The sequence below is a fragment of the Bradyrhizobium sp. Kon58 genome (assembly GCF_055807455.1).
Genome location: NZ_JBVVOT010000014.1, coordinates 76,894 through 99,828, shown reverse-complemented (window position 1 = coordinate 99,828; position 22,935 = coordinate 76,894). Strand labels below are relative to the sequence as shown.

Genomic DNA, 22,935 nt, shown 5'->3' with positions numbered 1-22,935 from the left:
CGACGAGCCTCGCCTGCCTCGAACTGGCTGGGCCTTAAACCGCGCGTGTTAACTTGTTGTCAACAAATTTGGCCAACCCTTGCAGACCGAGGAGAGAAGGCCATGAAAGGCTCATCCGACCGCAAAAGTCTGTCATCGATGTCGGTGCGCGCCAGCGAGACCACCGGCACGCACCTTGCGCATTGGCCGCCGCCCCAGCGCGGCAAGGAAAGCAAGCCCGTCTTCATCAAGCACGTCGCCGGCGAGCCGGCCAAGCGCGCCAAGGCGCGCGGCTGGCGCCTGACGCGCGCGATCTTCTCGGAATTCGCCGACGACGAATAGCGGGCCTCATTTCTCCGGCTTCTTTTCAGGCTTCTTGCCACCCGTCTTCATCTCGCGATAGCGCGCCGCACCACCTTCGCGGATGGTCTGCGGGCTGCGCTCCAGCGCCATGGCGTCATCAGGCACATCGCGGGTGATCACCGAGCCCGAGCCGATATAGGCGCCGTTGCCGATGGTCACCGGTGCGACCAGCGAGGAGTTGGTGCCGACGAAGGCGCCCTGCCCGATGATCGTCTTGTGCTTCTTGAAGCCGTCGTAGTTGCAGGTGATGGTGCCGGCGCCGATGTTGGAATTGGCGCCGATCGTGGCATCGCCGATGTAGGAGAGATGGTTGACCTTAACGCCAGCCTCCAGCGTCGCGGCCTTGGTCTCCACGAAATTGCCGATGCGCGCGCCGTCGCCGAGCGAAGTGCCGGGCCGCAGCCGCGCATAGGGGCCGATGGAGACCTTCTTGCCGAGCTTGGTCTCGACGATATGCGAGAAGGAATGGACCACCGTGCCGTCGCCGATCGAAACGCCGGGGCCGATCACCACGAAGGGCTCGATCGTCACGTCCTTGCCGAACACGGTATCCGCGGCGAGATAGACGGTTTCGGGCGCGATCAGCGTGACGCCGGCCTCCATCGCCGCTTTCCGCAACCGCGCCTGCATCACGCTTTCGGCCTCGGCGAGCTGCGCCTTGGTGTTGATGCCGCGCACTTCGTCCTCGCTGGTTTCGATCACCACGGCATCCCATCCCTGTTCGCTGACAATGCCGACCGCGTCGGTCAGATAATATTCGCCCTTGGAATTCGCATTGCCGATCTGGTCGAGGATCGCGAGCGCGCGGCGCCCGTCGATCGCCATGACCCCGGCATTGCACAGGTCGATCTTGCGCTCCTCGGCACTGGCATCGGCCTGCTCGCGGATCGCGACTAGGCGATCGCGCTCGACGATGAAGCGGCCATAGCCGGTGGGATCGGCCGCGCGGAAGCCGAGCGCTGCAATCGCGGCGCCTTTGGCCAGCGGCGCGCGCAGCCGCGCGAAGGTCTCGGCCGAGATCAGCGGCGTGTCGCCGAACGCAATCAGCAGGTCGTCCACGCCCCGCGCAATGGCATCGCGCGCCGCCAGCACCGCATGCGCGGTGCCGAGCCGGTCCTGTTGCACGAAGGTGAGCGCGTCGGGGCGGATGCGCTTTGCTTCGTCCGCCACCGCCTGATGGTCGGGTCCGATCACGACTGCGAGCGAGGTGCCGGTTCCCTTGGGCGCCGCGGCGAGCACGTGGGCGAGCAGGCTCTGATGCGCAACCGAATGCAGCACTTTCGGCAGGTGTGAGCGCATACGCGTGCCTTCGCCGGCGGCGAGCACGATCGTGAGGCTGGAACGGGCGGTCATCGAAATCCTGTTAATCGGCCGAATCGATCGGCGCCAGCGGGCGACGGCCGCCCTGATGAGCTATCGCCTTGCTACCCCCGCAAACGCCCGGAGTTCAAGTGCGACACGCTTTTCCTGTTAATGTTCCCTGATTGATTCGGGGAAGCCGGACAGGGGTTGGGCACTTAACGTTCATGGCAAAGGATTCCGACCCACTGGCGGATGCCTTCGGCGCCAAGGAGACCGGCGGGCTGTTCTCCGGACTTGTGGCCGAGGAGAGTTCGTTCGATCGCGGCATGATGTGGCGGCTGGGCTCATGGGGCGTGGCGGCCGTCGGCGCCGTCGTGCTTGCCGTGTTCGCCAACCAGGCCCAGCTCGGCTGGCGGCGCGACCAGGTTGCCTCCGCCGATCTCGCGCGCCAGGCCGACCGGCTCCAGATCCTGACCAAGGAGAGCCAGAACGAGGCCCGACGCCTCGCCTCCGCCATCGAGACGCTGAACACCGATCGCGACCGGCTCTATTCGCGCGTCACCGTGCTGGAGCAAGGGCTCGATTCCGTCACCGGCGCCATCGCCAAGCAGACGACAACGCCGCCGCAGGCGTCCGTTGCGAAGCCGCAGGACGCGCCAGCTTTGATCGGGCCGCCGGCGCCCGGCATCGGGCCGGTCGCCTCGACACCAGCTCCGGCCAACGACAAGCCGCGCACCGAGGCCGCAAAGGAGCCGTCGAGCCCGCCGCCGCAGAGCGCAGCCGCGGCCTCGCTCGTCGCGCAATCCCCGGCGACGACGGCGCCACTGCCGATGCTTCCGCTGGTCCCATCCAAATCGATCATGGCGCCGCCGGATCCGGCCGCCCCGAAACTGATTCAGCCCGAGTCCACTGAGAAGGCTGCCGAGAAGAAGCCCGATCCAGTGCCGGCCCCGATCGAAGTCGCCGCCGCACTTGCCAAGCCGCCGGAGGCCGCCGAAAGCGAGGCTCCCGCGATCGCGGTCCAGCAGACGCGCTTTGCGATCGATCTCGGTGGCGCCAACTCGCTCGACGGCCTGCGCGCATTGTGGCGCGGGCTCACCAAATCCAATCCCGAGGTCGCAGCGCTGCGGCCGATCATCATGATCAAGGAAGGCAACACCGGCCTCGGCATGCAGCTCCGCCTCGGTGCCGGCCCGCTGATCAACGCAGCGGCTGCGGCAAAACTCTGCGCCGGCCTCGCCGAGAACGACCGCCACTGCGAGACCACCGTGTTCGACGGTCAGCGGCTGTCAATGCGCGGCGGCCAGGAAAAGCAAGAGAAGACTCAGGATCGAGTTCAGGAGAAGAACTCAGACAAGAACCAGGATTCGGTGCCGCAAGCCGAGACCGCCCCGCCGCCCGCGCCCGCCGCCAAGCCGGACAAGCATCGCCGCAGCTATTCCTCAAAACGCTCGTCGAAGCGCGAGGAGCCCGCGCCTGCTCCTGCGGCGCAGCCGGCCGCACAGCCGAAGCCGGAGACGGCGTCGGCGGGATCGACGCTGTCGTCCTTCTTCAGGCGGTAGACGCGGCATCCGCTCTGCGGCGGGGAAGACCATCTCGCGGCTAACGTATCAAACGATACGAAGGCGCCCGGCATAAGACGGCAGTATCCGCGACGAAGATGATTCGGAGCGGAGATGGCGGACGAGACGTTTTTGCGCGAGCACCTCGCGCTTATCCGCGAATTGGCCGAACAGGCCGACCCCTATATCAAGAAGCGATTGCTGGCCTTGGCCGAAAAATACGAACGTCGGCTGAGGGACCAGAACCGGACGATACAAACTCGCCCTTGAGAGCTCATCGGCGCACGCAATCACCTACTCGATGCGCGCTTTTTCCTTCAGGTCGCGAATGCGGTTGTCAGCTTCATCCTTCGACTGAACCAGTTCCGACCAATCCTCGACCCGAGCTTGCTTGCTCAGCCTCTTGAGTTCGTCCAGTTGCTCCTGAGTTGGCTTTTCCATGCTCGCTCCTTGTATGCAGCATGCGTTGCGCGGTCACACCGTTTCAAAACCTGCGCAGCCCCAGCCTGTTCCTGGATATTTCGGGCCACGCGCGGCCGCCTTTAACTGGCCGCGATCGACATAAATTCACCTTCCCTGTTGCCCGCTCGCGCCATCCCGACCATATTGCCGCCATGACAAAAAAGCCCTTCCGCCTCACGCCCTACCAGGTGCAGTTCCTGATCGTCGTCGGCTTCGCCAGCGTCGGCTACGCGCTTTATCTGCGCTATCTCGGAATCGAAAACTCGCAGGTCGGTCTCGCCTGCGACGCCGGGCTTCAGACCCTGGTCTGCAAGGCGCGCTCGGTCTCGACCGTGCTGTTCAAGAATTCGGTGTTCGGCATCGTCGCGCTGGTGGTGGCGACGCTGAACCTGATGCGGCCGTCGATCGTGCTGCTGACCGTCGGCATCATCGCCGCCGGCCTCGGCATCGTGCTCTACAATGTCGTGCTGTCGGGCCTGGCGATCGGCCTGCTCATTCTTGGATTTGCTCGGCCCGCGCCCGCCACAGCGTGAGCGCGAACAAGAGATAGATCGCGCAGGTCCATAGCGACTGCCAATTGTCGCGGCCTTCGTTGAACAGCACATAGGCCGCCGACAGCGTCAGCACGCCCGCGAAGACCGACTCCGCGATCGGGCGTTGGCCGATCTGCGGCCGGTTCAGCATCAACAGCGCGAACGGCACCACCGCCATCGTCAGCGAGGCGTAGGGGAAGTCGTGGTAGCGCGGGTCGAACACGAAGGCGAGCGCGGTCTGCGCCGCGATCACTGCCGTCACCGCCTGCGTCAGGCCGAGCACGGCGGTGAGCTTCGACCATTTCCGGCCCTCGCGCGGACCGAGCAGATCGAGGAAGGTCGGAAGGCTGCGGCCGATCACCATCGCCTGCGCGCAGAAGATCGGCGACAGGATGCCGGCCGCGAGCAGCGTGCCCCAGAGCAGCCAGCCGCCGATGCCGTAGCTCTCGTAGTACATCTTGTCGGCGCCGATCCCGAGCAGGATGCCTGCCGAGGTCGCCGAGATCGCCACACCGAGCCAGGCCGAGAAGCGCGGCGTCCAGGGCCTGCGCCGCAACGTCAGGCCGGCCACCGCGAACACCAGCACGCAGAGGCCCATGCCGGCGCCCATGTACCATTTCCAGTACGGGAAATTGCTGATCGGCTGGCCCGGCGGATATTTCAGGGTCCGGCGCACCGAATCATAGAGGCCCCAATAGCCGCCGACGGTGCCTTCCAGCTTGCGCTTCCACGGCTGGTCGTAGGACTCGATCAGATTGACGCGGAATTTCTGCGCTTTCGCGAGGCTCAGGATCTCCGAGACCACGCGCGCCTGGTTGGTGCGCGACGGCAGCGCGCCCTCGCGCATGCGCCCTTCGCTCGGCCAGCCGGTTTCGCCGATCAGGATCTCCTTGCCGGGAAATGCGACCGCCATGCGCTCGCGGATCTGTTCGACATGGGAAGCGGCAAACTTCGCCTTGACCGGGAAGTCCTCCCAATAGGGCAGGATGTGGATCGTGACGAAGTCGACGGCGTCATAGATCTCGCGATTCCTGAGCCAGAACTCCCAGACATCGGCATAGGTGACGGGCACGCTGACCTGGGCCTTCACCGAGCGGATGATGGAGACGAGGTCCGCGGTCGTCATCTCGCCGCGCAGCAGCACCTCGTTGCCGACGATGATGCTGGTGATGATTCCGGGGAAATCCTTGGAAAGACGAATGGCGAGCGCGGCCTGCTCGAAATTCTTGGTGCGGTTGCTGGAGAGCCAGATGCCCTGCAGCACCTTCAGCCCGCCGATCCGGGCCGCGATCGCCGGCACCTGGTCCAGCCCGTTCTCCATCGAATAGGTGCGGACGCAGTCGGTGATCTCCTTGAGCTGGCGCAGGTCCTGCTCGATCTGGTCGGCCTCGATATGAGTCCACGCGTTCAGCGGCGACTGCTCGCCGCGGAACGGCGCGTAGGAGACGCACTGGACCTTGTCGGCGGGATCGATCGGGGCGCGCGCGAGCGAGATCGGCGTGGCAAGCCACCACCACACGGCAGCGATCGCACCCAGTGAAACGAGCAGAAGCGCCAGTGGCGTACGAAGAGAAATCGGTTCCGTCCTCCGCGAAGGGCCGTCGATTACCTGCTAGCACGCCGTCTGCCAAGGGGGTGACTCCGTTATGGATCCATCCCTCCCCTGAGGAATTTACCTGCGGCCGTTCGACCGAGGCCTAGGATCGTGACTTTGCTGGACAAAATTCCAGATTCAGGCCATGGACTCGGGAGGACTTTTCCGCCGCATTGGAGACCCATTTGGACGCCATCACGCAGGCGCGTCCGCGAAGGTCCTGACGCGGACGGTCAGTGATATATTGGGGAATTCATGCGGCAACGGGTGTTCGAGTTACGAAATGCGGTCCTGCGGCAGTTCGCCGCCACCTTGGCCGTTTCTTCCCTTGTCATCCTGATGGGCATCGGCGCCGCCTCCGCCCAGAGCGGCACGCCCGCCCCGGACCAGAGCAAGGCAGCCGCCCAACCCGCCGACGCGGCCAAGGATGCCGCCCAGAACCAGCGCCGCACCGACGAATTCGCCGAAGCAGCCCAGGTCATCAGCGGCCCGGCCGGCAACCCCGAATGCGTCTGGCTCGGCCGGCGCGTGGTGCGGCTGATGTGGCGGGATGACCTCGATACCGCATTCCGCCATCTCGACCTCTACGACCGCTTCGGCTGCCCCGGCGGCCACATCCAGGCTGCGTTCCGCTGCCTGACCCGCTTCGGCGGCCAGATCGATCCCAAGGTCGCCGAGACCCTGGACAGCCGTGTGCACGCTTGCTGGATCAACCCGGCGTCGCAGCCGCAGCAGGCGGCGGCCGCGGCCTCGCAGCCGGCCGCGCCGGCAGCGGGCAATGCGCAGCCGCAGCCGGCCGCAAGCCCCTCGCCGGCGGCAAGCCCGTCACCGGCGCCCCCGAAATAGCCGCGATTGTTTCAGGCTGCGTTCAGGAACGATCGGCGATAGAGGCAATTGGCACTGCTGCGAATTCCGAAATGTGCATGCCCTCATATGGTCATGAGGCGATGACAGTTGTGAAACCGCGCGGCAGAGGTATGCTCCATTTGCCGCGGACTTGGTCGGATCTCGGGGTCGGATCCGCTTCCCTGCCCCCTCAGCCCCTTTTGGTTTAGCCGCGATGCGGGTTGTCGCCGCCGTTCTGTTGCTTGTGTCCGCGCTCCACGCCGGCCTCTGGGGAGTCTTGCGCGACAAGGAACCCGCGCCCGACTTCAAGGGCTTGCTGCCCAGCGTCTCCTACGCCCCGTTCGAGGGCTCGGCTCACCCCGACATCGACAACATCCCATCGGTGGAGAAAATCCGCGCCGACCTGAAGACGCTGTCAACGATGACGCGCGCGATCCGGCTCTATTCGTCCACCGGCGGCGTGGAACTGGTGCCGCCGATCGCGGCCGAGTTCGGCCTCAAGGTTACCGTCGGCGCCTGGATCGACAAGGACAAGGATCGCAACGAGCGCGAGATCAAGGCCGCCATCGAGCTCGCCCGCAAGAACAGCAACGTCAACGGCGTCGTGGTCGGCAACGAGGTGATCTACCGCGGCGAGCAGAAGGTCGAAGACCTCATCGAGATGATCAAGAAGGTCAAGGGCGCGGTCCGCGTGCCCGTCACGACCGGCGAGATCTGGAACATCTGGCGCGACAATCCCGACCTCGGCTCCAACGTCGACTTCATCGCCGCCCACGTGCTGCCTTACTGGGAAAATTTCCGCTCGGACCAGGCGGTCGATCAGGCCGTCGACCGCTACAATCTTTTACGTAACCTGTTCCCCGGCAAGCGCATCGTGATCGCCGAGTTCGGCTGGCCGAGTGCGGGTTACAATTTGCGCAACGCCGACCCCGGTCCGTTCCAGCAGGCACTGACCTTGCGCAACTTCGTCAGCCGCGCCGACGCCATCGGCATGGAATACAACATTGTCGAAGCCATCGATCAGCCCTGGAAATACTTCGAAGGCGGCGTCGGTCCGTACTGGGGCATCCTCAACGCCAGCCGCGAGCCGAAATTCGCCTGGACCGGGCCGGTGGAGAATCCCGACTATTGGAAGCTGATGGGTGTAGCCCTCCTGGTCGGGATCCTGCTGTCGCTGCCGATCCTGCGGCTGCAGCAGCCCACGGCGAAGCAGGCGTTCCTGCTGTCGGCCACCGCCAATGGCGTCGGCGCCTGGGCTGCCACCGTGTTCGCGTTCTGGAACGGGCACTATTTCATCTTCGGCTCCGCCTTCGCGCTCACGCTCGGCATGATCCTGCTTGTTCCCCTCGTGCTGATCGCGATGGCGCGCATCGACGAGATCGCGGCCGTCGCGTTCGGCCGGCCGCCGCAGCGGCTGCTCACAAAGGGCAAGCCGGTCGAGAGCGTTCCGGAGAATTACTTCCCAAAAGTCTCGATCCACATCCCCGCTTATTTCGAGCCGGTCGAGATGCTCAAGCAGACGCTCGATGCGCTTTCGCGGCTGAACTATCCGAACTACGAATGCGTCGTCATCATCAACAACACGCCGGACCCTGCGTTCTGGCAGCCGATCCAGGATCATTGCCGCGCGCTCGGTGAACGCTTCAAGTTCATCAACGCCGAGAAGGTGCAGGGCTTCAAGGCCGGTGCGCTACGCATCGCGATGGATCGCACCGCCGTCGACGCCGAGATCATCGGCATCCTCGATGCCGACTACGTCGTCGATCCCGACTGGCTGAAGGATCTCGTGCCGGCGTTCGCCGATCCCAGCGTCGGCCTGGTGCAGGCGCCGCAGGAACATCGCGACGGCGACCTGTCGATCATGCACTACATCATGAACGGCGAATATGCCGGCTTCTTCGACATCGGCATGGTCCAGCGCAACGAGACCAACGCCATCATCGTGCATGGCACGATGTGCCTGATCCGCCGCGCCGCGATGGACATGGCCGGCGGCTGGTCGTCCGACACGATCTGCGAGGACTCGGATCTCGGCCTTTCGATCCAGCAGCTCGGCTGGACCACCCACTACACCAACCACCGCTACGGCCAGGGCCTGCTCCCCGACACCTACGAGGCCTTCAAGAAGCAGCGTCACCGCTGGGCCTACGGCGGTCTCCAGATCGTCAAGAAGCACTGGCGGAACTTCATGCCCGGACGGAGCCGGCTGACGCCCGACCAGAAGCGCGAATATGGCCTCGGCTGGTTGAACTGGCTGGGTGCCGAAAGCCTCGGCGTGGTCGTGGCGCTGCTCAACCTCGTCTGGGTGCCGATCGTCGCCTTCGCCGACATCGCCATCCCCGACAAGATCCTGACGCTGCCGATCATCGGCGCCTTCATCGTCTCGCTCGCGCACTTCTTGTCGATGTACCGCGCGCGCGTCGCGATCAAGCCCGGCCAGATGCTGGGTGCGATGATCGCAGCGATGAGCGTGCAGTGGACGGTGTCGCGCGCGGTGGCGCAGGGACTGATCACCGAGCACATCGCGTTCGCGCGCACGTCCAAGGGCGGCCTGTCCCGGATGTCGATCGAGTTCCAGGCGTTCTGGGAGGCCGTGATCGGCGCCCTGCTCCTGATCGGCGCCGGCGTGCTGGTGGCCTCCAACAGCTATCGCCAGATCACCGAGATCTACATCTTCGCCGGCGTGCTGGTGCTGCAGAGCCTGCCGTTCCTGGCTGCGGTCGCCATCGCCATTCTCGAGCTCAGCCGCATCAACTCGTTCCAGTTCTGGCGCGACAGCGCGATCCGCACCGCCGAGCTGATCGGCCTGCGCCCGGTCGCGCTGCCGACCCCCGCCGGCACGCCGCAGCAAGTGCCGGTGCCGAGCGAGGTCCGGCGGGAAGCGAACTGACGGGCTCCAAACGCGGCATCCGGCCCATGGGCAGACGTCGCGGGTTCTTCGGCGTGGATGGTGGCCCGTCATTCCGGTTGAGAACCCCGGCTCAAGCATTGGAAACGGCGAGCGAATTCGCGCTGTTGCCTTCAACTTCGGCAACCACCCGAGCTATTGACCTCCGCGCCCCATCCCCCTACACAGCGCGGGCCGAAAGCATGATCCGGAAACAGCCGTTTTCCCGCAACGCTTGCGTCGACGTGGCGGCAAGACATGCTTTTCCAAATGACCGAAGACGATGGCGATTTCTTCAAAGCCATCAGCGGCCATGGGAGCGCGTAGCTCAGCCGGTAGAGCACGTGACTTTTAATCACGGGGTCCTGGGTTCGAGCCCCAGCGCGCTCACCAAATCACTTAGATACTTACGCCGAGACGACGCGCTCCGATAAACTGTGTGTCGGCGCTGTGTCTGCAGATCGGTTGCCGGTGTAGCATGCGCGGCGCTTGATGCCCCTGCACCGCTCGCGGCACGCGCGCCGCGGACATGAGGCCCGACTGGGCGGCAAAGGTCCTGCATCAGTGATCGCTCCCTGTCTCTTCGTAATTGTCGCCGGAATGAATGCTCATTTCGCGCAGGAGCCTCAGCGCCGCATCGGTATAGCGCCCCTAGGACAACCGCTGGTCTGCGAGACTCGCCGCCGCCAGTACGAGAGCAGCTATGGCCACGCCCTTGATCATGGGCCCTTCCGCTTTTGCGCCACCAGTCGCAATGGAATGTTGTGCAAATTCGCGCGGCCTCGCACCGCCGGTTCTGTCCTGCCCAGCGCCTGCGCGATCTCGCTGGGTCGACACCCGGCCGCCGCCATCGCCAGCAGTTGTTGATGCTCCTCCGGTGTCCACCTCCGGATCAACGGATAGCGTGACTGTGCCATCGCCCGGCGTCCCCAGCCTGTTGCCAGTTGATCCTCGGCTGCATTTGCTGAGTCGCGCTTTAACCTATGATAGCGCCCCCCCCGCACGACGGGGCGAGCGGATGGCGCCGGACTGGCGAGTCCACAGGGCCAGGCTTGGATGCAGGCTCGACGGCGGCGTAAGCCGGTAGTTTTCCGGGCTGTGGATTTTCGCAGGTCTTAATAATTCTGGCGAATGATTGCTCCGATGATTGGAGACCTAGACCATCAAGCAGAAGCCATCGCCGCGATGCAGAAGGCGATCGCCGCGACCTGTCCCGCCGAGCGGTTGAAGTGGTTGCGGACCGCCTTGGCCTGGAAGGACCTTGCAAGCTTGGCGAAGGGCAAGGCCGCAGCGTGAAGGTCGCAGCCTAGCCGCTCAAGACCTCGCGCAGCTATCGTCATCTTCGGGAGCGCGGAGCAGAGAACCGGCTTCTCCAATCGGGGAGCATTGCGGAAGCCACTTGGCAATCCATCGGATGTATGGCCGGTCAGGAAGAAAAATGGCAAGCCGCGACCACGAGTGATCTCCGCCACGAGTTCAGTCGTTTCATCGCCAAGCCTCAGGTCGAGAATGGCCAGATCCAACTCAGCCACCCACGCGACTCCGATGGCCTCCTTCAGGGTGCCTGCATCGGCGACGACTTTGCGACCCAACTCCTCGAGTCGAGCCTTAAGAAATGAGGTTAGGCCAAGGCATACGTCCCTCGACTTAGCCGGCGATTGGCGTGTCCAAGCGGATCTGGAACGATCGGTAACCCGAAATGTTCGGGATTGGGCAATGACCGACCACTCCGTCGTTCTCTTTCCTGGTATGATCAAGCCGCTGCGACAGGCCCGCGTCTACGGCTACCTGATCCAGCGCGCAGACGGCCTGTATCACCCAGGCGGCGGTCAGCCGATATGCACGATGGCTATGGCGCGGAAGATGGTCGAAGGCGGCTGGCTCAAACAGTATGGCCAGCGCTATGAGCCAACAGAGCAAGGGCTGCGAGCCGCGGAATGACCCTGGCGGATCGCAACGCGCCGCCTACACCAAGGAAACGGCCCCAGGCCAAGGTGGCAGACCCAGGGCTGAGGCCGCTCCCGGCTACCGAACCGATAGCCTTATGCGTCTAAAACGCATGTAGAACCAAGGTTGGCCGATGGGCGTCGTTCCTATAGGTGGCGCACTTCTGCTTCGCCCGCCCCATCTCTGATGACCAGCCGAGCCACGCTTGGCAAATCCGCTGTGGGAACAAATGTCCACTTTGGGACTTAACGACTGACCTTTGGCAGGGTGAGTTGATGAACTATTTCAGCAGCGATAAATTTTCAGGCGCCAAGACCCGAGAGGAACGTCGCTGTAGCTGCGGCGCTCAACCCAAGCTCAAGCACACGATGATGGACGCCATGCGCGGGCTGACGGTCCGGGTCTATGAGTGCCGGTGCGGCGACCGCACCTGGACTGAGGACAAGGAATAAGGCCGCCTCAGCGGACGGCTTTTTTCCGCATAAGCCTTGCCCCTCACGCGGGAACGGAACGATCCCCATGGCAGCGCAATTGCTCTTTTTTGGGTAGGAGTTGCGTTATGCGTCATGCGCCGTCGATTGTGCCGCTGGATCGGCTCGACCGGGAGATTTACCTGGTGCTGGAAGACTTCGGCGCGCGCGCCGGCTGCTCCTGGCGTGAGACCGACGAGCAGGACACCGACGTCGAGACCATCATCCGCGACCTGCTCTCCGGGCAGTACGCCTATCCCGTCCGTATCGTCGCCTTCAACGCGATCGAGGGCCGGTCTCGCGATGCCACCAGCGAGATCGCAGATGAGCTTGCCGAGCGTGTCACGAGTAGCGAGATCACGCCGGCCTTGCAGGCCTTCGTCCAGGCAAATGCTTCCCGACCTTTTGCTGTGCAACTGGCGCTTCCTCTCCGGGGCGCCGCCTGACTTCAAAACCTGTGATCGTGATGTTGCGCGGGGATCGCGGTGCCAGCGCACCAAACCAGCACACTTATCGGAAGTTCGCGCTTCCCCTTGGCATGATTTTTTGGTACCAAATAAAATGAAACCAGCAAAAAAGATTCGTGCCAAAAAGCATCGCGGCCGCCCCGCTACTGGTCAGGGCGTCCAGATCGGCACGCGCTGGCCGGAATCGACTGTCGTTCAGATCGACGCATGGGCGTCGCGGCAGGAAGACACTCCGGCTCGCTCTGAATCCATCCGTCGGCTGGTCGATATTGGATTGGGCAAACCCGCCCCCGCGCTCGCGGTTACGTCTGCCGCCAAGGCCTCGTCCGAGCGGGCTCGGGAAATGGCGGGTAACGCGATCGACAAGCTCAAAGACAACAAAGCGAGCCCGGATGACCAGGCCAGCCGCAAGCGGCGGCTCGTCAAGGGACCGGAGGAATTCCAGAACGTTCGACGCGATCGGCCAAATCGAAAATGATTTGACCGGCGCCAGCTTGGTCAATCCCGGCCTCAAGGCAAAAAGCAAATGATCAAACCCAAACGGTCGGCCGAGCAACAAATCGCGGACGAAGCCGAGCGAAGGACCCTCAATCCGATAGGATCGAGACAGACGATAGCCGACAGTCAAGCCACGCCGGAGTTTCAGGAAAACCTGAAACGCCTGAAGTCCGAGCGGCTGGAGCGTGAGGCTCGACTGAATCCGAAGCGCAAGGTCTGATTTAAGCCAATCCAGCTTTCGCCTCGCCTCGTTGAGCCGGTCAGCGAACGGGCGGCGTTGGATGGAGGGTGCAGAAGGTCATGGGAATGTTGAATCGTCGGTGGATGATCGTCCTGCTGGTTTCCGTGGTGATTGTTTGCTCGATCTTCGCAGGCGCCCGGTACTATCTAAGCAAATGCCACGGCATGGATGCGTGCGCGGCCGCCGAAGCCGAGAGCCACGAGCGCGACAAGCCAACCGAGCCACAATAGTTTTCGGGTAAAAAGCCGGCCTGCAATAGCGGCTCCGAAGCCGCGGCGGGTGCAAGGTCGAAGGTGCTAATCCACCGTTTTACAACCTGGGGAAAACTGCCTGCAGGTCAGCGCGCCTGCATTTTCCGAATCGCCTGTGCGTGCTCGCTGCCTCAGTATGTTCTGCTTGTGGGGGTGCGCGTGAGCCAGTTTTTGTCCGTGCTGCTGTTGGCGACCGCCATGACTCTGACCCTGTGCTTCGGGGTGGCGGCGTGGCGCCAATCCGCTGTGAGAGACGTCGATATCACTGCCACCATTCCCCATCAGGAAAACGGCTGGCGAGCGAGGCCGACGAACTAAAGCACCTTCCGTTGCCCTATCCTCCCTAGTTCAACCAGTTCGATGAACGGTCTATTGATCTCGCGCTTGGGCCTGTACCCATAACTGGGTACGCGTGAATGCCAGCCGCCGCTGATCGTAGCAATCAACGAGCATGTCGAGCAGATCGCCGGTAACGGACAAAGCTGCACGCCCCGCACCACCGCTGCGAATGAAGTCACCAGCGAGTTCGCGAATGAAAGTCGGGAGATGGCGACGGCGGACTACACCACGCCGCCGAAGTCGATGCCTTCCTTGGCAAGCGCCTCAGCTTCCTCGGGGGACGCTGTCGGCTTCGTGTCGAGGTAGGGGCGCTCAGTCGCCGGCAGAATGGTGCGGATGTTCTGGCCGTCTGTCCGCGTGATGCGAGCAACCCAGCGCTTGGGGCCGTGCTCAACTTGCTGGATATGGTACTGCTTGTACGTAATCATGACTCACGGACGCGACTGACGCTGGCGGAAGGTTCCCTTTATATCCAACGGGACGCCGCCGGACAACGATTTCCTAAAGTGAGGTTAAGATCGTCGGCGTGAACCCGTTCAGCGATCATTCAGCCGCTCAGTCGTAGGCATATTGCGATTGGGAGAAGATCCGATGATCGGTGCAGTCATCGCAACCTTGCTGGCTCTACAGCTCGGTGAGGTTCATCAGGTTCAATACCGTGTCCCTGTACATCCACCGCCGTGCGGCAACGGCTGGGACGTCGGCGCCCGCGACGGCATGTGCTACCCCAACGGCTACTTGCCGCCGCAAGAACAGGCCGCACGGCAATACCATGGTGGCGGCAGAGGTTATGGCCACTATCCCGTTCCTTGCGGACACGGTGCCGATATCGATACCCGCGACGGCCAGTGCTACCCGAACGGAACGGTTCCGCCGCAGTTTCAACAGGGCCGGCAAGGCTATTACGGCGATGATCATTACGAGCGCCGTCCACGGCGCCGTTACTATTGAAAGGCCCTCAGGTAACCGGCGGGCCCCTGGTCATCGCTTCTTAGGATCCACCGGTGACGGTGCCGGACTGCACTGTCACCAGCATTCCGCAATTCCAAGTCAGGCAAAAGCCCCGCTCGCGTGAGCCCGCCAAGTCAGCGCGGACATAGTCCCAGATCACTTGGTCCCAGATGACTTGGTCCCAGATGACTTGCCTGACCCTAGCTTCAGCTCTCCGGGGCCGAAACTGTAGCAGGCACGCTCAGCGGCGCTCCTCCAACTGAAACGGGACCTACAGATTTCGACTGCCTGGCGAGCCGCTTGCGGATCGCTGCGGACAGTCCGTAGCGCGCATGCGCTCTTCGCACGGAGGACGTGACGTCCGACATCATGGCATTTTGCAGCGAGTCGATCTTCGCAATCAGCGTGGACAGCTGGGAGGATACCTTCTTCACATCGACCCGTTCGTCCGTGATGCTCTGGCGCAGCGAAAGCAGCACCATGGAATCCGCCTGCAGCACAGCCGCGTTTTGTTGCAGTGCCTGGTTGCTCTCCTGCAGCGAAGCCGTGTGTTGCTGCTGAGTCGACTGAATATCCTTCAAGGCAGCGACAACCGGATCCGGCTTTGGCACTGAAGCCTCTTGCCGCGGTAGCAGATCAGCCAGGCTGCTCAGGTTCAGCGATGGCAGGCCGGACGGCCATGTGTAGATCGCCGCCGCCCCGTTGATGGCCAGCGCACACACCGACAGCGCCATGACCGACGTGCGGCTGGAGCGTTTGATCGGTTCTGGAGCGTCCAAGCTTGCGGGTTCGTCGGCGGCGATGGCCGCAGCAAGTGCTGCAGGGTCGAGCTGTTCGACAAGGCCTTGCGTTTCGAAAGTCGTGGTCATGGCATTGACCCCAAATGAGCGAGCAACAGGAAGCCGTCGCCGGAACGTCCTCGCGACGGCTCCCTTACGCAGCACCCATCTACAACTGTCTAAAATTGTGAGCTTTTCAGCTTAATTCCACGTTAGCGGCCGCGGCCTGCCGCACGCCCCGCCACCCCGGCCGACTACGGGGGCGTGCGACAGACATGACACGCAGGCCGGTGCGAGAGCTCCTCCCGATCCCGGGAGGTGGCCGCGGTCCGAAGCGGATTTTCCGAAGTTGGCAAACTACCCCTGTTTTGCCCGACGAGTCAACCGGCGTCTCCGCCGGATGCAAGACCGCCGTGTGCCAAAAAGAAAGCGTTGCGCCAGCAGGACTTAGCTACTGTGCATGGGGTTGTTTTCGCGGTTTTGTATCCCTGTCCCAAAAGCCGCGAGACAACCCGCTCAAAAAGTGTAGGATTCGACAAAACAGGGAGGAGCGGCATGTTTGAAATCAGCGGTTTCGACACGGCGGGAATCGTCAGCCTCAAGCGGCTGTCACTCACCGCCGCCCTCAAGAAGGCCAAGGAACTCATCGCCGACGGGTGCTGGGGCGTTCAGGTGATTGGTCCAGGTGGCCAGGTCTACACCTCGTTCGAGGAGCAAGCCGCGTAGTCGCCCGCCTTCGGCATCAATCTTCGGCATCATTCGGAAAGCACCCGACCGATCGCGCGCCGTGCGCTCTGGCCGTTGCGGTGATCGACGTGAAAACCCCAGCGCCTGGTGGAGCGCTGGGGCGTTTTCAAAATATCAATTGGTGAAGCAATGAGGCCTTCGTAGCAGCGATCCCGACCATCGCTTGTGAACTGCTTCACACATCCTTCGATCTTTCCACACCTTGACGAGGCTCAACTGCCGCGCGCCGTGCCGTTGCCAATCAACTCGTTTGGGAGCACGCTCTCTCCAGGCGCGCAGACGCCACTCAGGGAGAAAGCCATGAAGGACACGGGCCTGGATCATCGCCACCGCGACAAGGATGGCGCGATCAGCAAGAAGCACGGCAACACGCTGGTCGGTACGTTGCGCAAGATCTACGGCAAGGGTTTTGCCGCCGGTTATCCGGATACGACTGAACTCAGCGAGGTCCTGCATCAGCTGAACGAGACATCGCTCAGCCAGTTGCGTCGCGATCACGACACCGGGCATCTCGGCCACAAGATCGACCACGTCCCGAAGTGAGGGATTTCACGAGTCCCAACTTCAGGTAGTTGAAGTCGACTTCGCTGCCGGGTGTCTCGGCGAATTGCCGTTTGAGCTCTCGCCGCCCGAGCGCTAGGATGAGCCTTTTACGGAGGCTCATTTGAAACAGTTCATTGTCATCACCGCCCTTGCGCTCGCCGTGACGGCTCCCGCCCGCTCGCAGGCCCTCGTCGATCCCAACAAGGTTGCGCCCGAATATCGCGAGGCAGCCGAGAAGCGGCGGGCCGAGCAGATGCGGCAGCGCGAATGCGCGCTGAAGGCGGATCTCGAGAAGGTGCTGCCCAGGGATCGCACCGTCTACCTCAACCATTGCCTGGACACGATAGCGGCCAAGCAATAGGCGGCTGTTTCAAGCGGCTTGGAGTCCCGGACGCGTTCAGGCTTTCTTCAGACATTTGGGATCACCTGATGATCCATTTCCATCAGTCATTGTCGATCGACCGCGCATGAGTTTCGTCCAGATTCAGTGCACGCGCTGCAAGACCGTGTTCCGCGACCGCGCGGGACGGTTGCAGGACGGCTATTCCAGGCAATGTCCGAGCTGCGAGGTGGTGCTGTTTTTCGCGGAGGATTCGCCGAACCCTCAGGTCAAGCAAGCCATGAAGCGCGCGCGCAAGGTTCGCAAGGAGCAGCGCGAAGTCGAAATGGCCAGGGTGTCCGCACCGCAAGCGCGCGCCAATTTTTCGCGGGCCCAAACCGGACGGATACAGCACTCGTCGGAGGACGACGAGGAGGCCTAGCTCACCCGCGCTTCCGCGGAAACAGGCGGTCGCGGATATAGCGCGAGGTCGGCGTCAGGCGGATGCCGCGCGGCTTCTGCCAGACGGCGCGGTCGATCTCGTTCTTGTCGCCGATCGCGAGCCTGCCCTTGGCGCCCTTGGCGATGAAGATCGCGTCGCTCATCTTGCGGCCGGAGCGCTTGTTCCTGGTCGTCACTTCCTTCCAGAGGCTGATCCGGCCGAGCTTCAGCTTGGGCAGCTCTTCCTTGATCTCCCGCCGCAGGCAGTCCTTGTCGGACTCGCGCGCGCGCTTGCGGCCGCCCGGGAACATCCACAGGCCGTCCGACCGACGCCTGACCAACAATACCTTGCCGCGCTTGGCGGCGACCAGTTTGGAAGACTTCGCCATGTCCGCCGTAATCGAAAAAAGAATCGAGCCCATGGTAACTTGTCTAGTCGGATAGACAAGTTCCGTGGACCTTGATCACACGGGGCTAAGGCCGCCAGGTCTGATCGAATCCGGCAGGCAGGCCGATCCGCCGTTCGATGCGCTGGATCAGCCCTCGCCCGCCGCTGTCCCCGTCCTTGACCCCGCCTCTGCCCGGTCCTCCGTCCTGATCCAGGCCATCATCATCTCCCAGGCCACCGACAGGATGATGGGGCCGATGAACAGGCCGACGATGCCGTGGGCGAGCGTGCCGCCGATCACGCCGACGAAGATGACGATGGTCGGCGTGGTCAGGCCACGCCCCATCACCAGCGGCTTCAACATGGTGTCGAGGAAGCCGACGACGACGAGAAACACGGTGAGCAGCAGCGCGGTGGTGACGTCCTTGGCAGTCCAGATCCAGATGATCACCGGCAGCAGCACCAGAAAGGCGCCGATCTGCACGATCGAGAGCAGCAGCACGATGAAGGCGAGCAGGCCTGCGCTCGGCACCGCCGCAAGCTTGAAGCCGATGCCGGCGAGCAGTGCCTGCACGATCGCGACGCCGATCACGCCTTGCGCCACGGCACGGATGGTCGCGCCCGCGAGCCCCAGGAAATGCTCGCTCTGTTCGGGCACGATGCGAAACAGGAAACCGCGGCCGGCCGCAACCAGCCTCGGCCCGTGCGGAAACAGGAAGCCGGCCACGAACACCGAGACCAGGAACTGGAGCGTGCCGACGCCGGCGTCACCCGCGAGCCCAAGCAACGGTCCCGCCAGCGGCTGAAGATACGGCGCCACCTCGCGCAGCACCGCGCGGATGTTGTTGTAGGCCTGCTCCCACAGATCGAATAGCCAGGGGCCAACGACCGGCCACGACTTGAGCTGCTCCGGCGCCGACTGAAGCGCGAGGTCGCCGGTACCGAGCTGGTGCGCCAGCTCGCGCACGCCGTCCACCGCGCTGATGCCGAGCCAGGTGGCAGGACCGATGACGATGCCAAGCGTGATCAGGGTCAGGATCGCCGCTGCGGTCTTGGGCCGGCCACCGAGGATCTTGGCGACCCAGCTGAAGGCCGGGTAGAACGCGACCGCGAGCACGCCGCTCCAGGCAAGGATCGGCACGAAGGGGCGGATGATCAGGAAGGTCCAGATGATCAGCAGGCCGAGCAGGCCGACGCGGATCACGAGCTGGATGATGTCCTCGCCCGTCAGGAGCTGACGCAGACTTTTCACGGGCACGGCTTTCCTTGCGGCATTGACGCGGGTTCCGGCACTTGCGCGGCCCAGCGTTATTGCCAGCCGCGCACCCGGCGTCAAGGCGACGGGGCCGGCCCAAGCCGATGATTAGGAACGCATCGGGCCATTCTGCATTCCGAGACGATGGCACGCCGCCCCAGAGAGCCCGTCGCACACGCAGGCATTCACCGCGGCGTCCACTTTTCGCTGAAGCCAAACGCCGCACCGGGCTATTGGCGCTACGCCTATGCCGTCTTCGACAGGGCCCGCTGCGGGCGCGTGCAAGGCAGGCTGCCGTTGCTCGCCATCAGGCGCGTACAGATGCGCATCGACCGGGACATGCGGAGCATTAACGACGGTTAACCGGATTTCGGCCGACCGGTTTACGCCGTTGCAAAGGCGCGCACCTAGGCTTCCACCGAGGTCCCCCAAACCAGTTTCGGTGCAATGGCCAATACCATCTGGACGATCGAAGAATTCACCTGCCCGGGTTGCAGCATGAACTACACCGCGACAAGGGAGGAGCACGCCGAAGCGCATTCCGGCAGCTTCAAGTGCAGCATCTGCAGCGGCGTGGTGCACACCTGGTCCGGCAAGCATCATTTCTTCGGCTGGGAAGCGGTGAAGACCAAGCCGCCCGTGTTCGGAAGGCGCTGGGCCGGAGCCGGATGGTAGACTGCTTCCAGCGGACCCAGACCAGCTACTCCCGTCAACGCTGCCTGCCCGAACTGCGGCTTCTGCTACTCTGCGGCAACGGTTAAACTCCCCGCCCCGCAACTGAAGCCGACACGCAATGACCGCAACTTTCGTTCCCCAGATCGCCCTTTACCGCACCTGGCTCGCCGAGCAGCGCGGCCTTACCTTCGCCAGCTACGAGGACATGCGGCAATGGTCGGTGCGCGATCTCGACGGGTTCTGGCGCAGCATCTGGGACTATTACGATCTGCAATCCCCAACGCCGTTGGCGGCCGTGATCACCGAGCGCAAGATGCCCGGCGCGATCTGGTTTCCCGGCGCCCAGGTCAACTATGCACGCCAAGTGTTTCGCCATGTGGATGCGGCCGACGCAGCCGGCCTGCCCGCAATCGTCAGCTGTGGCGAGGACGGCAGGCTTTGCGAGACGAGTTGGCCGGAGCTGCGGCGCAAGGCGGCTGCCCTCGCGCTGCATCTGAAAGAAAAAGGCATCAAGCCCGGCGACCGCGTCGCCGCCTATCTGCCCAATATCCCCGAGACCATCATCGCATTCCTGGCGAGCGCCAGCATCGGCGCGGTCTGGAGCGTGTGCGCGCCCGACATGGCCGCACCCGCCGTGATCGACCGCTTCAAGCAGATCGAACCGAAAGTGCTGATCGCCTGCGACGCCGTCACCTATGCCGGACGCCGGCACGATCGCAAAGACGTTCTCGCCGAGCTGCGGCGATCGCTGCCGACGGTCGAGCACGTCATCCTGCACGGCGAGGCCGCCGCGCCGGCAGCGCCGGACGCCCTGCTCTCCGACATCGTCGCAACAAGGGGCGCCGCGATCGAGGCGTTCGAACCAGCGTGGCTGCCGTTCGATCATCCGCTCTGGATCGTCTATTCGAGCGGCACCACCGGCCTGCCGAAGCCGATCGTGCACGGCCATGGCGGCATCGTGATCGTGGTGCTGGCGCTGCTGGGATTGCACAACGATCTCGGCTGCTCCTACCACGAGAACTCGTTCGGCGAGCGCTATCACTGGTACTCTTCGACCGGCTGGATCATGTGGAACAGCCAGATCGGCGGCCTGCTCAGCGGCACCACCTGCTGCATCTTCGACGGCAGCCCCGGCGGCGCCAGGGACAAGCCGGACTGGACCACACTGTGGCGCTTCGTCGCGCAGTCGAAAGCGACCTTCTTCGGTGCGGGCGCCGCGTTCTTCGCCAACTGCGCCAAGGCCGAGATCGACCTCACCGCCGCCGGTGATCTCTCACAGCTTCGATGTCTCGGCTCGACCGGCTCTCCGCTGAGCGCCGACACGCAAGCCTGGTTCAACGACCGCTTCGCGGCGCTCGCGAAGACCAACGGCAGCAAGGCGCAGGCCGATATCTGGTGGGCCAACATCTCGGGCGGCACCGATTTCGCCGGCGCCTTCATTGGGGGAAATCGCGAACTGCCGCAGACCCCGGGCGCGATGCAGTGCCGTCTGCTGGGTGCCGCCGTGGAAGCCTTCGACGAACAGGGCCGCGCCGTCATCGGCGAGGTCGGCGAGCTCGTCTGCACCGAGCCGATGCCGTCGATGCCGCTCTATTTCTGGAACGACAAGGGCGATGCGCGCTATCGCGCGAGCTATTTCGAGACCTATCCGGACAATTTCGACGGCAGCGGCCGCGGGCCGGTGTGGCGGCATGGCGATTGGCTCAAGGTCGATCCCGACGGCTCCTGCATCATCTATGGCCGCAGCGATGCCACCATCAACCGGCATGGCCTGCGCATGGGCACCAGCGAACTCTACTCCGCGATCGAGGCCTTGCCGGAGGTGCTGGATTCCCTCGTCGTCGATCTCGAATATCTCGGCCGTGACAGCTACATGCCGCTGTTCGTGGTGCTGCGCGAAGGCCTCGCGCTCGACGGCGCGATGCGGACTAGGATCAACCAGGCGATCGAGGCCGGCCTCTCCCGCCGCTTCCTGCCCAACGAGATTTTTGCGGTCGCCGAGATCCCGCGCACGCTCTCGGGCAAGAAGCAGGAGTTGCCGATCAAGAAGCTGCTGCTCGGCCAGCCCGTCGAAAAGGTCATCAACCGGGAAGCGATGGCCAATCCCGCTTGCCTCGACTGGTATCTCGCCTTTGCGCGCGACTATCTGGCGCGGAGCGAACCTTGAGCGGAGATCGCCCCAATTGCGCCGATGTCGTTTGGACTCCGTTCACCGATCGCCGCTAGAGCAGGATGGATCTTCCGAAAACGAACGCGCGCCATGGCCGACCTCAACGCCGTCCTCACCAGGCTCAACGACCGTCTGCTCCGCCTCGAGGGCGAGCTGTTCGTGCTGCGCTCGCTGGCCCGCGCGACGCTGACGGCGGGCGATGACCACGCGGCGCGAATGCGCAAGCTGGTCGAGGCCGCAAAGGTCGCGCTCGACGACGAGGCCACGCGTCCCCTCGACAAGCCGACGCGCAAATATGTCGATGCGGCGACCGCACTGGTGGAGGAATTGCTGGTCGAGCCGACCCAGGCACGGCCGTTGTTCACCGTCATCGACGGCGGCCGGCGCGACTGAACGTCAAACTGGCCGGCCGTCGTCCTTCGCGGCGATATCGCCCGACTTGAGCCGGCTGAGGCCGGCTTCGATGATCGCGATCTCCTCGTCGATCTGGCCGATGGGCAGGCTGAAGTCGTAGCCGGACCTGCTCTTCAGATCGACCGCAAGCCGTTGCCTGTGCATCATCAGCTCGTCGAGGCCGCGCCGATTCTTCAGCCGGACATAGAAATCGACGATCTGCTCAATCGCGCTCGGCATGAAATAGGTCCCGGCGACAAAGCCCGCTCGGCGCACCCACGCCGGCGGGACAATCTCGGTGTCGCGGTACGCAATACAAATCCGCGACGGATTCGTCGATACGCCAAGCTGGTTGAGATCATGTTACCGTCAGATGATTTCGTGATGGCCGTGCATGAAAAAGCCGCTGGCGATTCCGCCAGCGGCCAAATCCGGGTTCGAAAACGGATGCGGGTTGAAATGTCGCCAGCCCCGGTGGGTCCACCTTCTAACGCCAAATCCTGGATCTCTCTGTTAAGAACGAAACACAGGAA

At 63.6% G+C, this 22,935-nt stretch carries 30 protein-coding genes and 1 tRNA gene; 21 read left to right on the top strand and 10 right to left on the bottom strand.

Annotated elements, in window-relative coordinates; translation table 11 throughout:
* Positions 1-102: 102 nt before the first annotated feature.
* Entirely contained in the window at positions 103-321 is a 219-nt protein-coding gene (locus AC0L20_RS22795) for a hypothetical protein (RefSeq protein ID WP_473292301.1), read from the top strand.
* Positions 322-327: 6 nt separating this feature from the next.
* Here AC0L20_RS22795 and glmU read toward each other — a convergent pair whose 3' ends face one another.
* Positions 328-1,695: a bifunctional UDP-N-acetylglucosamine diphosphorylase/glucosamine-1-phosphate N-acetyltransferase GlmU gene (gene glmU, locus AC0L20_RS22790; protein WP_473292299.1), complete on the bottom strand. Its 1,368-nt coding sequence runs from the start codon at positions 1,693-1,695 to the stop codon at positions 328-330.
* A 173-nt stretch (positions 1,696-1,868) separates the two neighbouring features.
* Between glmU and AC0L20_RS22785 the strand changes: the two genes are divergently transcribed.
* Both AC0L20_RS22785 and AC0L20_RS22780 read left to right on the top strand, forming a co-directional pair.
* Positions 1,869-3,206, top strand: coding sequence for a hypothetical protein (locus AC0L20_RS22785; protein WP_473292297.1), 1,338 nt, complete (start codon positions 1,869-1,871; stop codon positions 3,204-3,206).
* Positions 3,207-3,320: 114 nt separating this feature from the next.
* Entirely contained in the window at positions 3,321-3,476 is a 156-nt protein-coding gene (locus tag AC0L20_RS22780; protein ID WP_473292293.1) for a hypothetical protein, read from the top strand.
* A gap of 24 nt (positions 3,477-3,500) precedes the next feature.
* On the opposite strand, the gene AC0L20_RS22775 is transcribed toward AC0L20_RS22780, so the two are convergent.
* Positions 3,501-3,647, bottom strand: a complete 147-nt coding sequence (locus AC0L20_RS22775) for a hypothetical protein (protein WP_155809610.1) — start codon at positions 3,645-3,647, stop codon at positions 3,501-3,503.
* Between the two features lie 173 nt (positions 3,648-3,820).
* Here AC0L20_RS22775 and AC0L20_RS22770 point away from each other — a divergent pair, with 173 nt between their 5' ends.
* Complete coding sequence (locus AC0L20_RS22770) at positions 3,821-4,201, top strand: hypothetical protein (RefSeq protein ID WP_063996284.1); 381 nt, start codon at positions 3,821-3,823, stop codon at positions 4,199-4,201.
* Here AC0L20_RS22770 and AC0L20_RS22765 read toward each other — a convergent pair.
* The gene (locus AC0L20_RS22765) at positions 4,161-5,720 is read right to left on the bottom strand and encodes a glycoside hydrolase family 17 protein (RefSeq protein WP_473292288.1); all 1,560 of its coding nucleotides are present in this window, start codon (positions 5,718-5,720) and stop codon (positions 4,161-4,163) included. The two genes, AC0L20_RS22770 and AC0L20_RS22765, sit on opposite strands and share 41 nt — an antisense overlap.
* A gap of 330 nt (positions 5,721-6,050) precedes the next feature.
* On the opposite strand from AC0L20_RS22765, the gene AC0L20_RS22760 reads away from it, so the two are divergent.
* The 3 genes from AC0L20_RS22760 (at position 6,051) to AC0L20_RS22750 (ending at position 9,921) form a co-directional block, all read left to right on the top strand.
* Entirely contained in the window at positions 6,051-6,641 is a 591-nt protein-coding gene (locus AC0L20_RS22760) for a beta-1-3, beta-1-6-glucan biosynthesis protein (protein WP_247289897.1), read from the top strand.
* A 214-nt stretch (positions 6,642-6,855) separates the two neighbouring features.
* A complete protein-coding gene (locus tag AC0L20_RS22755; RefSeq protein WP_473292278.1) occupies positions 6,856-9,531 on the top strand; it encodes a glycosyltransferase in 2,676 nt (891 codons plus the stop codon).
* Between the two features lie 314 nt (positions 9,532-9,845).
* A tRNA-Lys gene (locus AC0L20_RS22750) sits at positions 9,846-9,921 on the top strand.
* A gap of 770 nt (positions 9,922-10,691) precedes the next feature.
* On the opposite strand, the gene AC0L20_RS22745 is transcribed toward AC0L20_RS22750, so the two are convergent.
* A complete protein-coding gene (locus AC0L20_RS22745; RefSeq protein ID WP_456764264.1) occupies positions 10,692-11,120 on the bottom strand; it encodes a response regulator in 429 nt (142 codons plus the stop codon).
* Positions 11,121-11,244: 124 nt separating this feature from the next.
* On the opposite strand from AC0L20_RS22745, the gene AC0L20_RS22740 reads away from it, so the two are divergent.
* From AC0L20_RS22740 to AC0L20_RS22715, 6 genes are all read left to right on the top strand, one after another.
* Positions 11,245-11,469, top strand: coding sequence for a hypothetical protein (locus AC0L20_RS22740; protein WP_473292274.1), 225 nt, complete (start codon positions 11,245-11,247; stop codon positions 11,467-11,469).
* A gap of 281 nt (positions 11,470-11,750) precedes the next feature.
* On the top strand, positions 11,751-11,927 hold the full coding sequence (locus tag AC0L20_RS22735; RefSeq protein WP_156948904.1) for a hypothetical protein: 177 nt from the start codon (positions 11,751-11,753) through the stop codon (positions 11,925-11,927).
* 107 nt (positions 11,928-12,034) lie between these two features.
* On the top strand, positions 12,035-12,391 hold the full coding sequence (locus AC0L20_RS22730; protein ID WP_456764261.1) for a hypothetical protein: 357 nt from the start codon (positions 12,035-12,037) through the stop codon (positions 12,389-12,391).
* 115 nt (positions 12,392-12,506) lie between these two features.
* On the top strand, positions 12,507-12,890 hold the full coding sequence (locus AC0L20_RS22725) for a hypothetical protein (RefSeq protein ID WP_456764260.1): 384 nt from the start codon (positions 12,507-12,509) through the stop codon (positions 12,888-12,890).
* A gap of 48 nt (positions 12,891-12,938) precedes the next feature.
* Positions 12,939-13,130, top strand: a complete 192-nt coding sequence (locus AC0L20_RS22720) for a hypothetical protein (RefSeq protein ID WP_456764259.1) — start codon at positions 12,939-12,941, stop codon at positions 13,128-13,130.
* Positions 13,131-13,198: 68 nt separating this feature from the next.
* Complete coding sequence (locus AC0L20_RS22715) at positions 13,199-13,381, top strand: hypothetical protein (protein WP_473292268.1); 183 nt, start codon at positions 13,199-13,201, stop codon at positions 13,379-13,381.
* 581 nt (positions 13,382-13,962) lie between these two features.
* Here the strand turns inward: AC0L20_RS22715 and AC0L20_RS22710 are convergent.
* Positions 13,963-14,169 (bottom strand): hypothetical protein, encoded by a 207-nt coding sequence (locus AC0L20_RS22710; RefSeq protein WP_456764258.1) that lies wholly within the window; start codon positions 14,167-14,169, stop codon positions 13,963-13,965.
* A gap of 163 nt (positions 14,170-14,332) precedes the next feature.
* Between AC0L20_RS22710 and AC0L20_RS22705 the strand changes: the two genes are divergently transcribed.
* A complete protein-coding gene (locus AC0L20_RS22705) occupies positions 14,333-14,692 on the top strand; it encodes a hypothetical protein (RefSeq protein ID WP_473292263.1) in 360 nt (119 codons plus the stop codon).
* A 206-nt stretch (positions 14,693-14,898) separates the two neighbouring features.
* On the opposite strand, the gene AC0L20_RS22700 is transcribed toward AC0L20_RS22705, so the two are convergent.
* Positions 14,899-15,561 carry a hypothetical protein gene (locus tag AC0L20_RS22700; protein WP_456764256.1) on the bottom strand — a complete coding sequence of 221 codons (663 nt, stop codon included), beginning with the start codon at positions 15,559-15,561 and terminating at the stop codon, positions 14,899-14,901.
* Positions 15,562-16,026: 465 nt separating this feature from the next.
* Here AC0L20_RS22700 and AC0L20_RS22695 point away from each other — a divergent pair, with 465 nt between their 5' ends.
* On the top strand, positions 16,027-16,197 hold the full coding sequence (locus tag AC0L20_RS22695) for a hypothetical protein (protein ID WP_007590796.1): 171 nt from the start codon (positions 16,027-16,029) through the stop codon (positions 16,195-16,197).
* Between the two features lie 29 nt (positions 16,198-16,226).
* Here the strand turns inward: AC0L20_RS22695 and AC0L20_RS22690 are convergent, their stop codons facing one another.
* A complete protein-coding gene (locus tag AC0L20_RS22690) occupies positions 16,227-16,397 on the bottom strand; it encodes a hypothetical protein (protein WP_247359396.1) in 171 nt (56 codons plus the stop codon).
* Between the two features lie 121 nt (positions 16,398-16,518).
* Here AC0L20_RS22690 and AC0L20_RS22685 point away from each other — a divergent pair, with 121 nt between their 5' ends.
* The 3 genes from AC0L20_RS22685 to AC0L20_RS22675 all read left to right on the top strand — a co-directional run bounded on the left by AC0L20_RS22685 (position 16,519) and on the right by AC0L20_RS22675 (position 17,522).
* Positions 16,519-16,761, top strand: coding sequence for a hypothetical protein (locus AC0L20_RS22685; RefSeq protein WP_007590794.1), 243 nt, complete (start codon positions 16,519-16,521; stop codon positions 16,759-16,761).
* 121 nt (positions 16,762-16,882) lie between these two features.
* A complete protein-coding gene (locus AC0L20_RS22680; protein WP_473266461.1) occupies positions 16,883-17,122 on the top strand; it encodes a hypothetical protein in 240 nt (79 codons plus the stop codon).
* A gap of 106 nt (positions 17,123-17,228) precedes the next feature.
* The gene (locus AC0L20_RS22675; protein WP_473292259.1) at positions 17,229-17,522 is read left to right on the top strand and encodes a hypothetical protein; all 294 of its coding nucleotides are present in this window, start codon (positions 17,229-17,231) and stop codon (positions 17,520-17,522) included.
* Position 17,523: 1 nt separating this feature from the next.
* On the opposite strand, the gene AC0L20_RS22670 is transcribed toward AC0L20_RS22675, so the two are convergent.
* The gene (locus AC0L20_RS22670) at positions 17,524-17,910 is read right to left on the bottom strand and encodes an NUDIX hydrolase (protein WP_179950106.1); all 387 of its coding nucleotides are present in this window, start codon (positions 17,908-17,910) and stop codon (positions 17,524-17,526) included.
* Positions 17,911-18,057: 147 nt separating this feature from the next.
* Positions 18,058-19,167, bottom strand: a complete 1,110-nt coding sequence (locus AC0L20_RS22665; RefSeq protein WP_473292256.1) for an AI-2E family transporter — start codon at positions 19,165-19,167, stop codon at positions 18,058-18,060.
* Between the two features lie 444 nt (positions 19,168-19,611).
* Between AC0L20_RS22665 and AC0L20_RS22660 the strand changes: the two genes are divergently transcribed.
* From AC0L20_RS22660 to AC0L20_RS22650, 3 genes are all read left to right on the top strand, one after another.
* Entirely contained in the window at positions 19,612-19,839 is a 228-nt protein-coding gene (locus AC0L20_RS22660) for a hypothetical protein (protein ID WP_456764251.1), read from the top strand.
* A 118-nt stretch (positions 19,840-19,957) separates the two neighbouring features.
* Complete coding sequence (locus AC0L20_RS22655) at positions 19,958-22,006, top strand: acetoacetate--CoA ligase (protein ID WP_473292251.1); 2,049 nt, start codon at positions 19,958-19,960, stop codon at positions 22,004-22,006.
* A gap of 93 nt (positions 22,007-22,099) precedes the next feature.
* Positions 22,100-22,402, top strand: coding sequence for a hypothetical protein (locus AC0L20_RS22650; RefSeq protein WP_027518070.1), 303 nt, complete (start codon positions 22,100-22,102; stop codon positions 22,400-22,402).
* 3 nt (positions 22,403-22,405) lie between these two features.
* Here the strand turns inward: AC0L20_RS22650 and AC0L20_RS22645 are convergent, their stop codons facing one another.
* Positions 22,406-22,642, bottom strand: a complete 237-nt coding sequence (locus AC0L20_RS22645) for a hypothetical protein (protein ID WP_473292249.1) — start codon at positions 22,640-22,642, stop codon at positions 22,406-22,408.
* Positions 22,643-22,935: the final 293 nt, after the last annotated feature.

Coding starts and splice junctions, on each gene's coding strand:
- AC0L20_RS22795 (WP_473292301.1), top strand. CDS start 103: ATGAAAGGCTCATCCGACCGCAAAAGTCTGTCATCGATGTCGGTGCGC.
- glmU (WP_473292299.1), bottom strand. CDS start 1,695: ATGACCGCCCGTTCCAGCCTCACGATCGTGCTCGCCGCCGGCGAAGGC.
- AC0L20_RS22785 (WP_473292297.1), top strand. CDS start 1,869: ATGGCAAAGGATTCCGACCCACTGGCGGATGCCTTCGGCGCCAAGGAG.
- AC0L20_RS22780 (WP_473292293.1), top strand. CDS start 3,321: ATGGCGGACGAGACGTTTTTGCGCGAGCACCTCGCGCTTATCCGCGAA.
- AC0L20_RS22775 (WP_155809610.1), bottom strand. CDS start 3,647: ATGGAAAAGCCAACTCAGGAGCAACTGGACGAACTCAAGAGGCTGAGC.
- AC0L20_RS22770 (WP_063996284.1), top strand. CDS start 3,821: ATGACAAAAAAGCCCTTCCGCCTCACGCCCTACCAGGTGCAGTTCCTG.
- AC0L20_RS22760 (WP_247289897.1), top strand. CDS start 6,051: ATGCGGCAACGGGTGTTCGAGTTACGAAATGCGGTCCTGCGGCAGTTC.
- AC0L20_RS22755 (WP_473292278.1), top strand. CDS start 6,856: ATGCGGGTTGTCGCCGCCGTTCTGTTGCTTGTGTCCGCGCTCCACGCC.
- AC0L20_RS22740 (WP_473292274.1), top strand. CDS start 11,245: ATGACCGACCACTCCGTCGTTCTCTTTCCTGGTATGATCAAGCCGCTG.
- AC0L20_RS22735 (WP_156948904.1), top strand. CDS start 11,751: ATGAACTATTTCAGCAGCGATAAATTTTCAGGCGCCAAGACCCGAGAG.
- AC0L20_RS22730 (WP_456764261.1), top strand. CDS start 12,035: ATGCGTCATGCGCCGTCGATTGTGCCGCTGGATCGGCTCGACCGGGAG.
- AC0L20_RS22725 (WP_456764260.1), top strand. CDS start 12,507: ATGAAACCAGCAAAAAAGATTCGTGCCAAAAAGCATCGCGGCCGCCCC.
- AC0L20_RS22720 (WP_456764259.1), top strand. CDS start 12,939: ATGATCAAACCCAAACGGTCGGCCGAGCAACAAATCGCGGACGAAGCC.
- AC0L20_RS22710 (WP_456764258.1), bottom strand. CDS start 14,169: ATGATTACGTACAAGCAGTACCATATCCAGCAAGTTGAGCACGGCCCC.
- AC0L20_RS22705 (WP_473292263.1), top strand. CDS start 14,333: ATGATCGGTGCAGTCATCGCAACCTTGCTGGCTCTACAGCTCGGTGAG.
- AC0L20_RS22700 (WP_456764256.1), bottom strand. CDS start 15,561: ATGACCACGACTTTCGAAACGCAAGGCCTTGTCGAACAGCTCGACCCT.
- AC0L20_RS22695 (WP_007590796.1), top strand. CDS start 16,027: ATGTTTGAAATCAGCGGTTTCGACACGGCGGGAATCGTCAGCCTCAAG.
- AC0L20_RS22685 (WP_007590794.1), top strand. CDS start 16,519: ATGAAGGACACGGGCCTGGATCATCGCCACCGCGACAAGGATGGCGCG.
- AC0L20_RS22675 (WP_473292259.1), top strand. CDS start 17,229: ATGAGTTTCGTCCAGATTCAGTGCACGCGCTGCAAGACCGTGTTCCGC.
- AC0L20_RS22670 (WP_179950106.1), bottom strand. CDS start 17,910: ATGGCGAAGTCTTCCAAACTGGTCGCCGCCAAGCGCGGCAAGGTATTG.
- AC0L20_RS22660 (WP_456764251.1), top strand. CDS start 19,612: ATGGCCAATACCATCTGGACGATCGAAGAATTCACCTGCCCGGGTTGC.
- AC0L20_RS22655 (WP_473292251.1), top strand. CDS start 19,958: ATGACCGCAACTTTCGTTCCCCAGATCGCCCTTTACCGCACCTGGCTC.
- AC0L20_RS22650 (WP_027518070.1), top strand. CDS start 22,100: ATGGCCGACCTCAACGCCGTCCTCACCAGGCTCAACGACCGTCTGCTC.
- AC0L20_RS22645 (WP_473292249.1), bottom strand. CDS start 22,642: ATGCCGAGCGCGATTGAGCAGATCGTCGATTTCTATGTCCGGCTGAAG.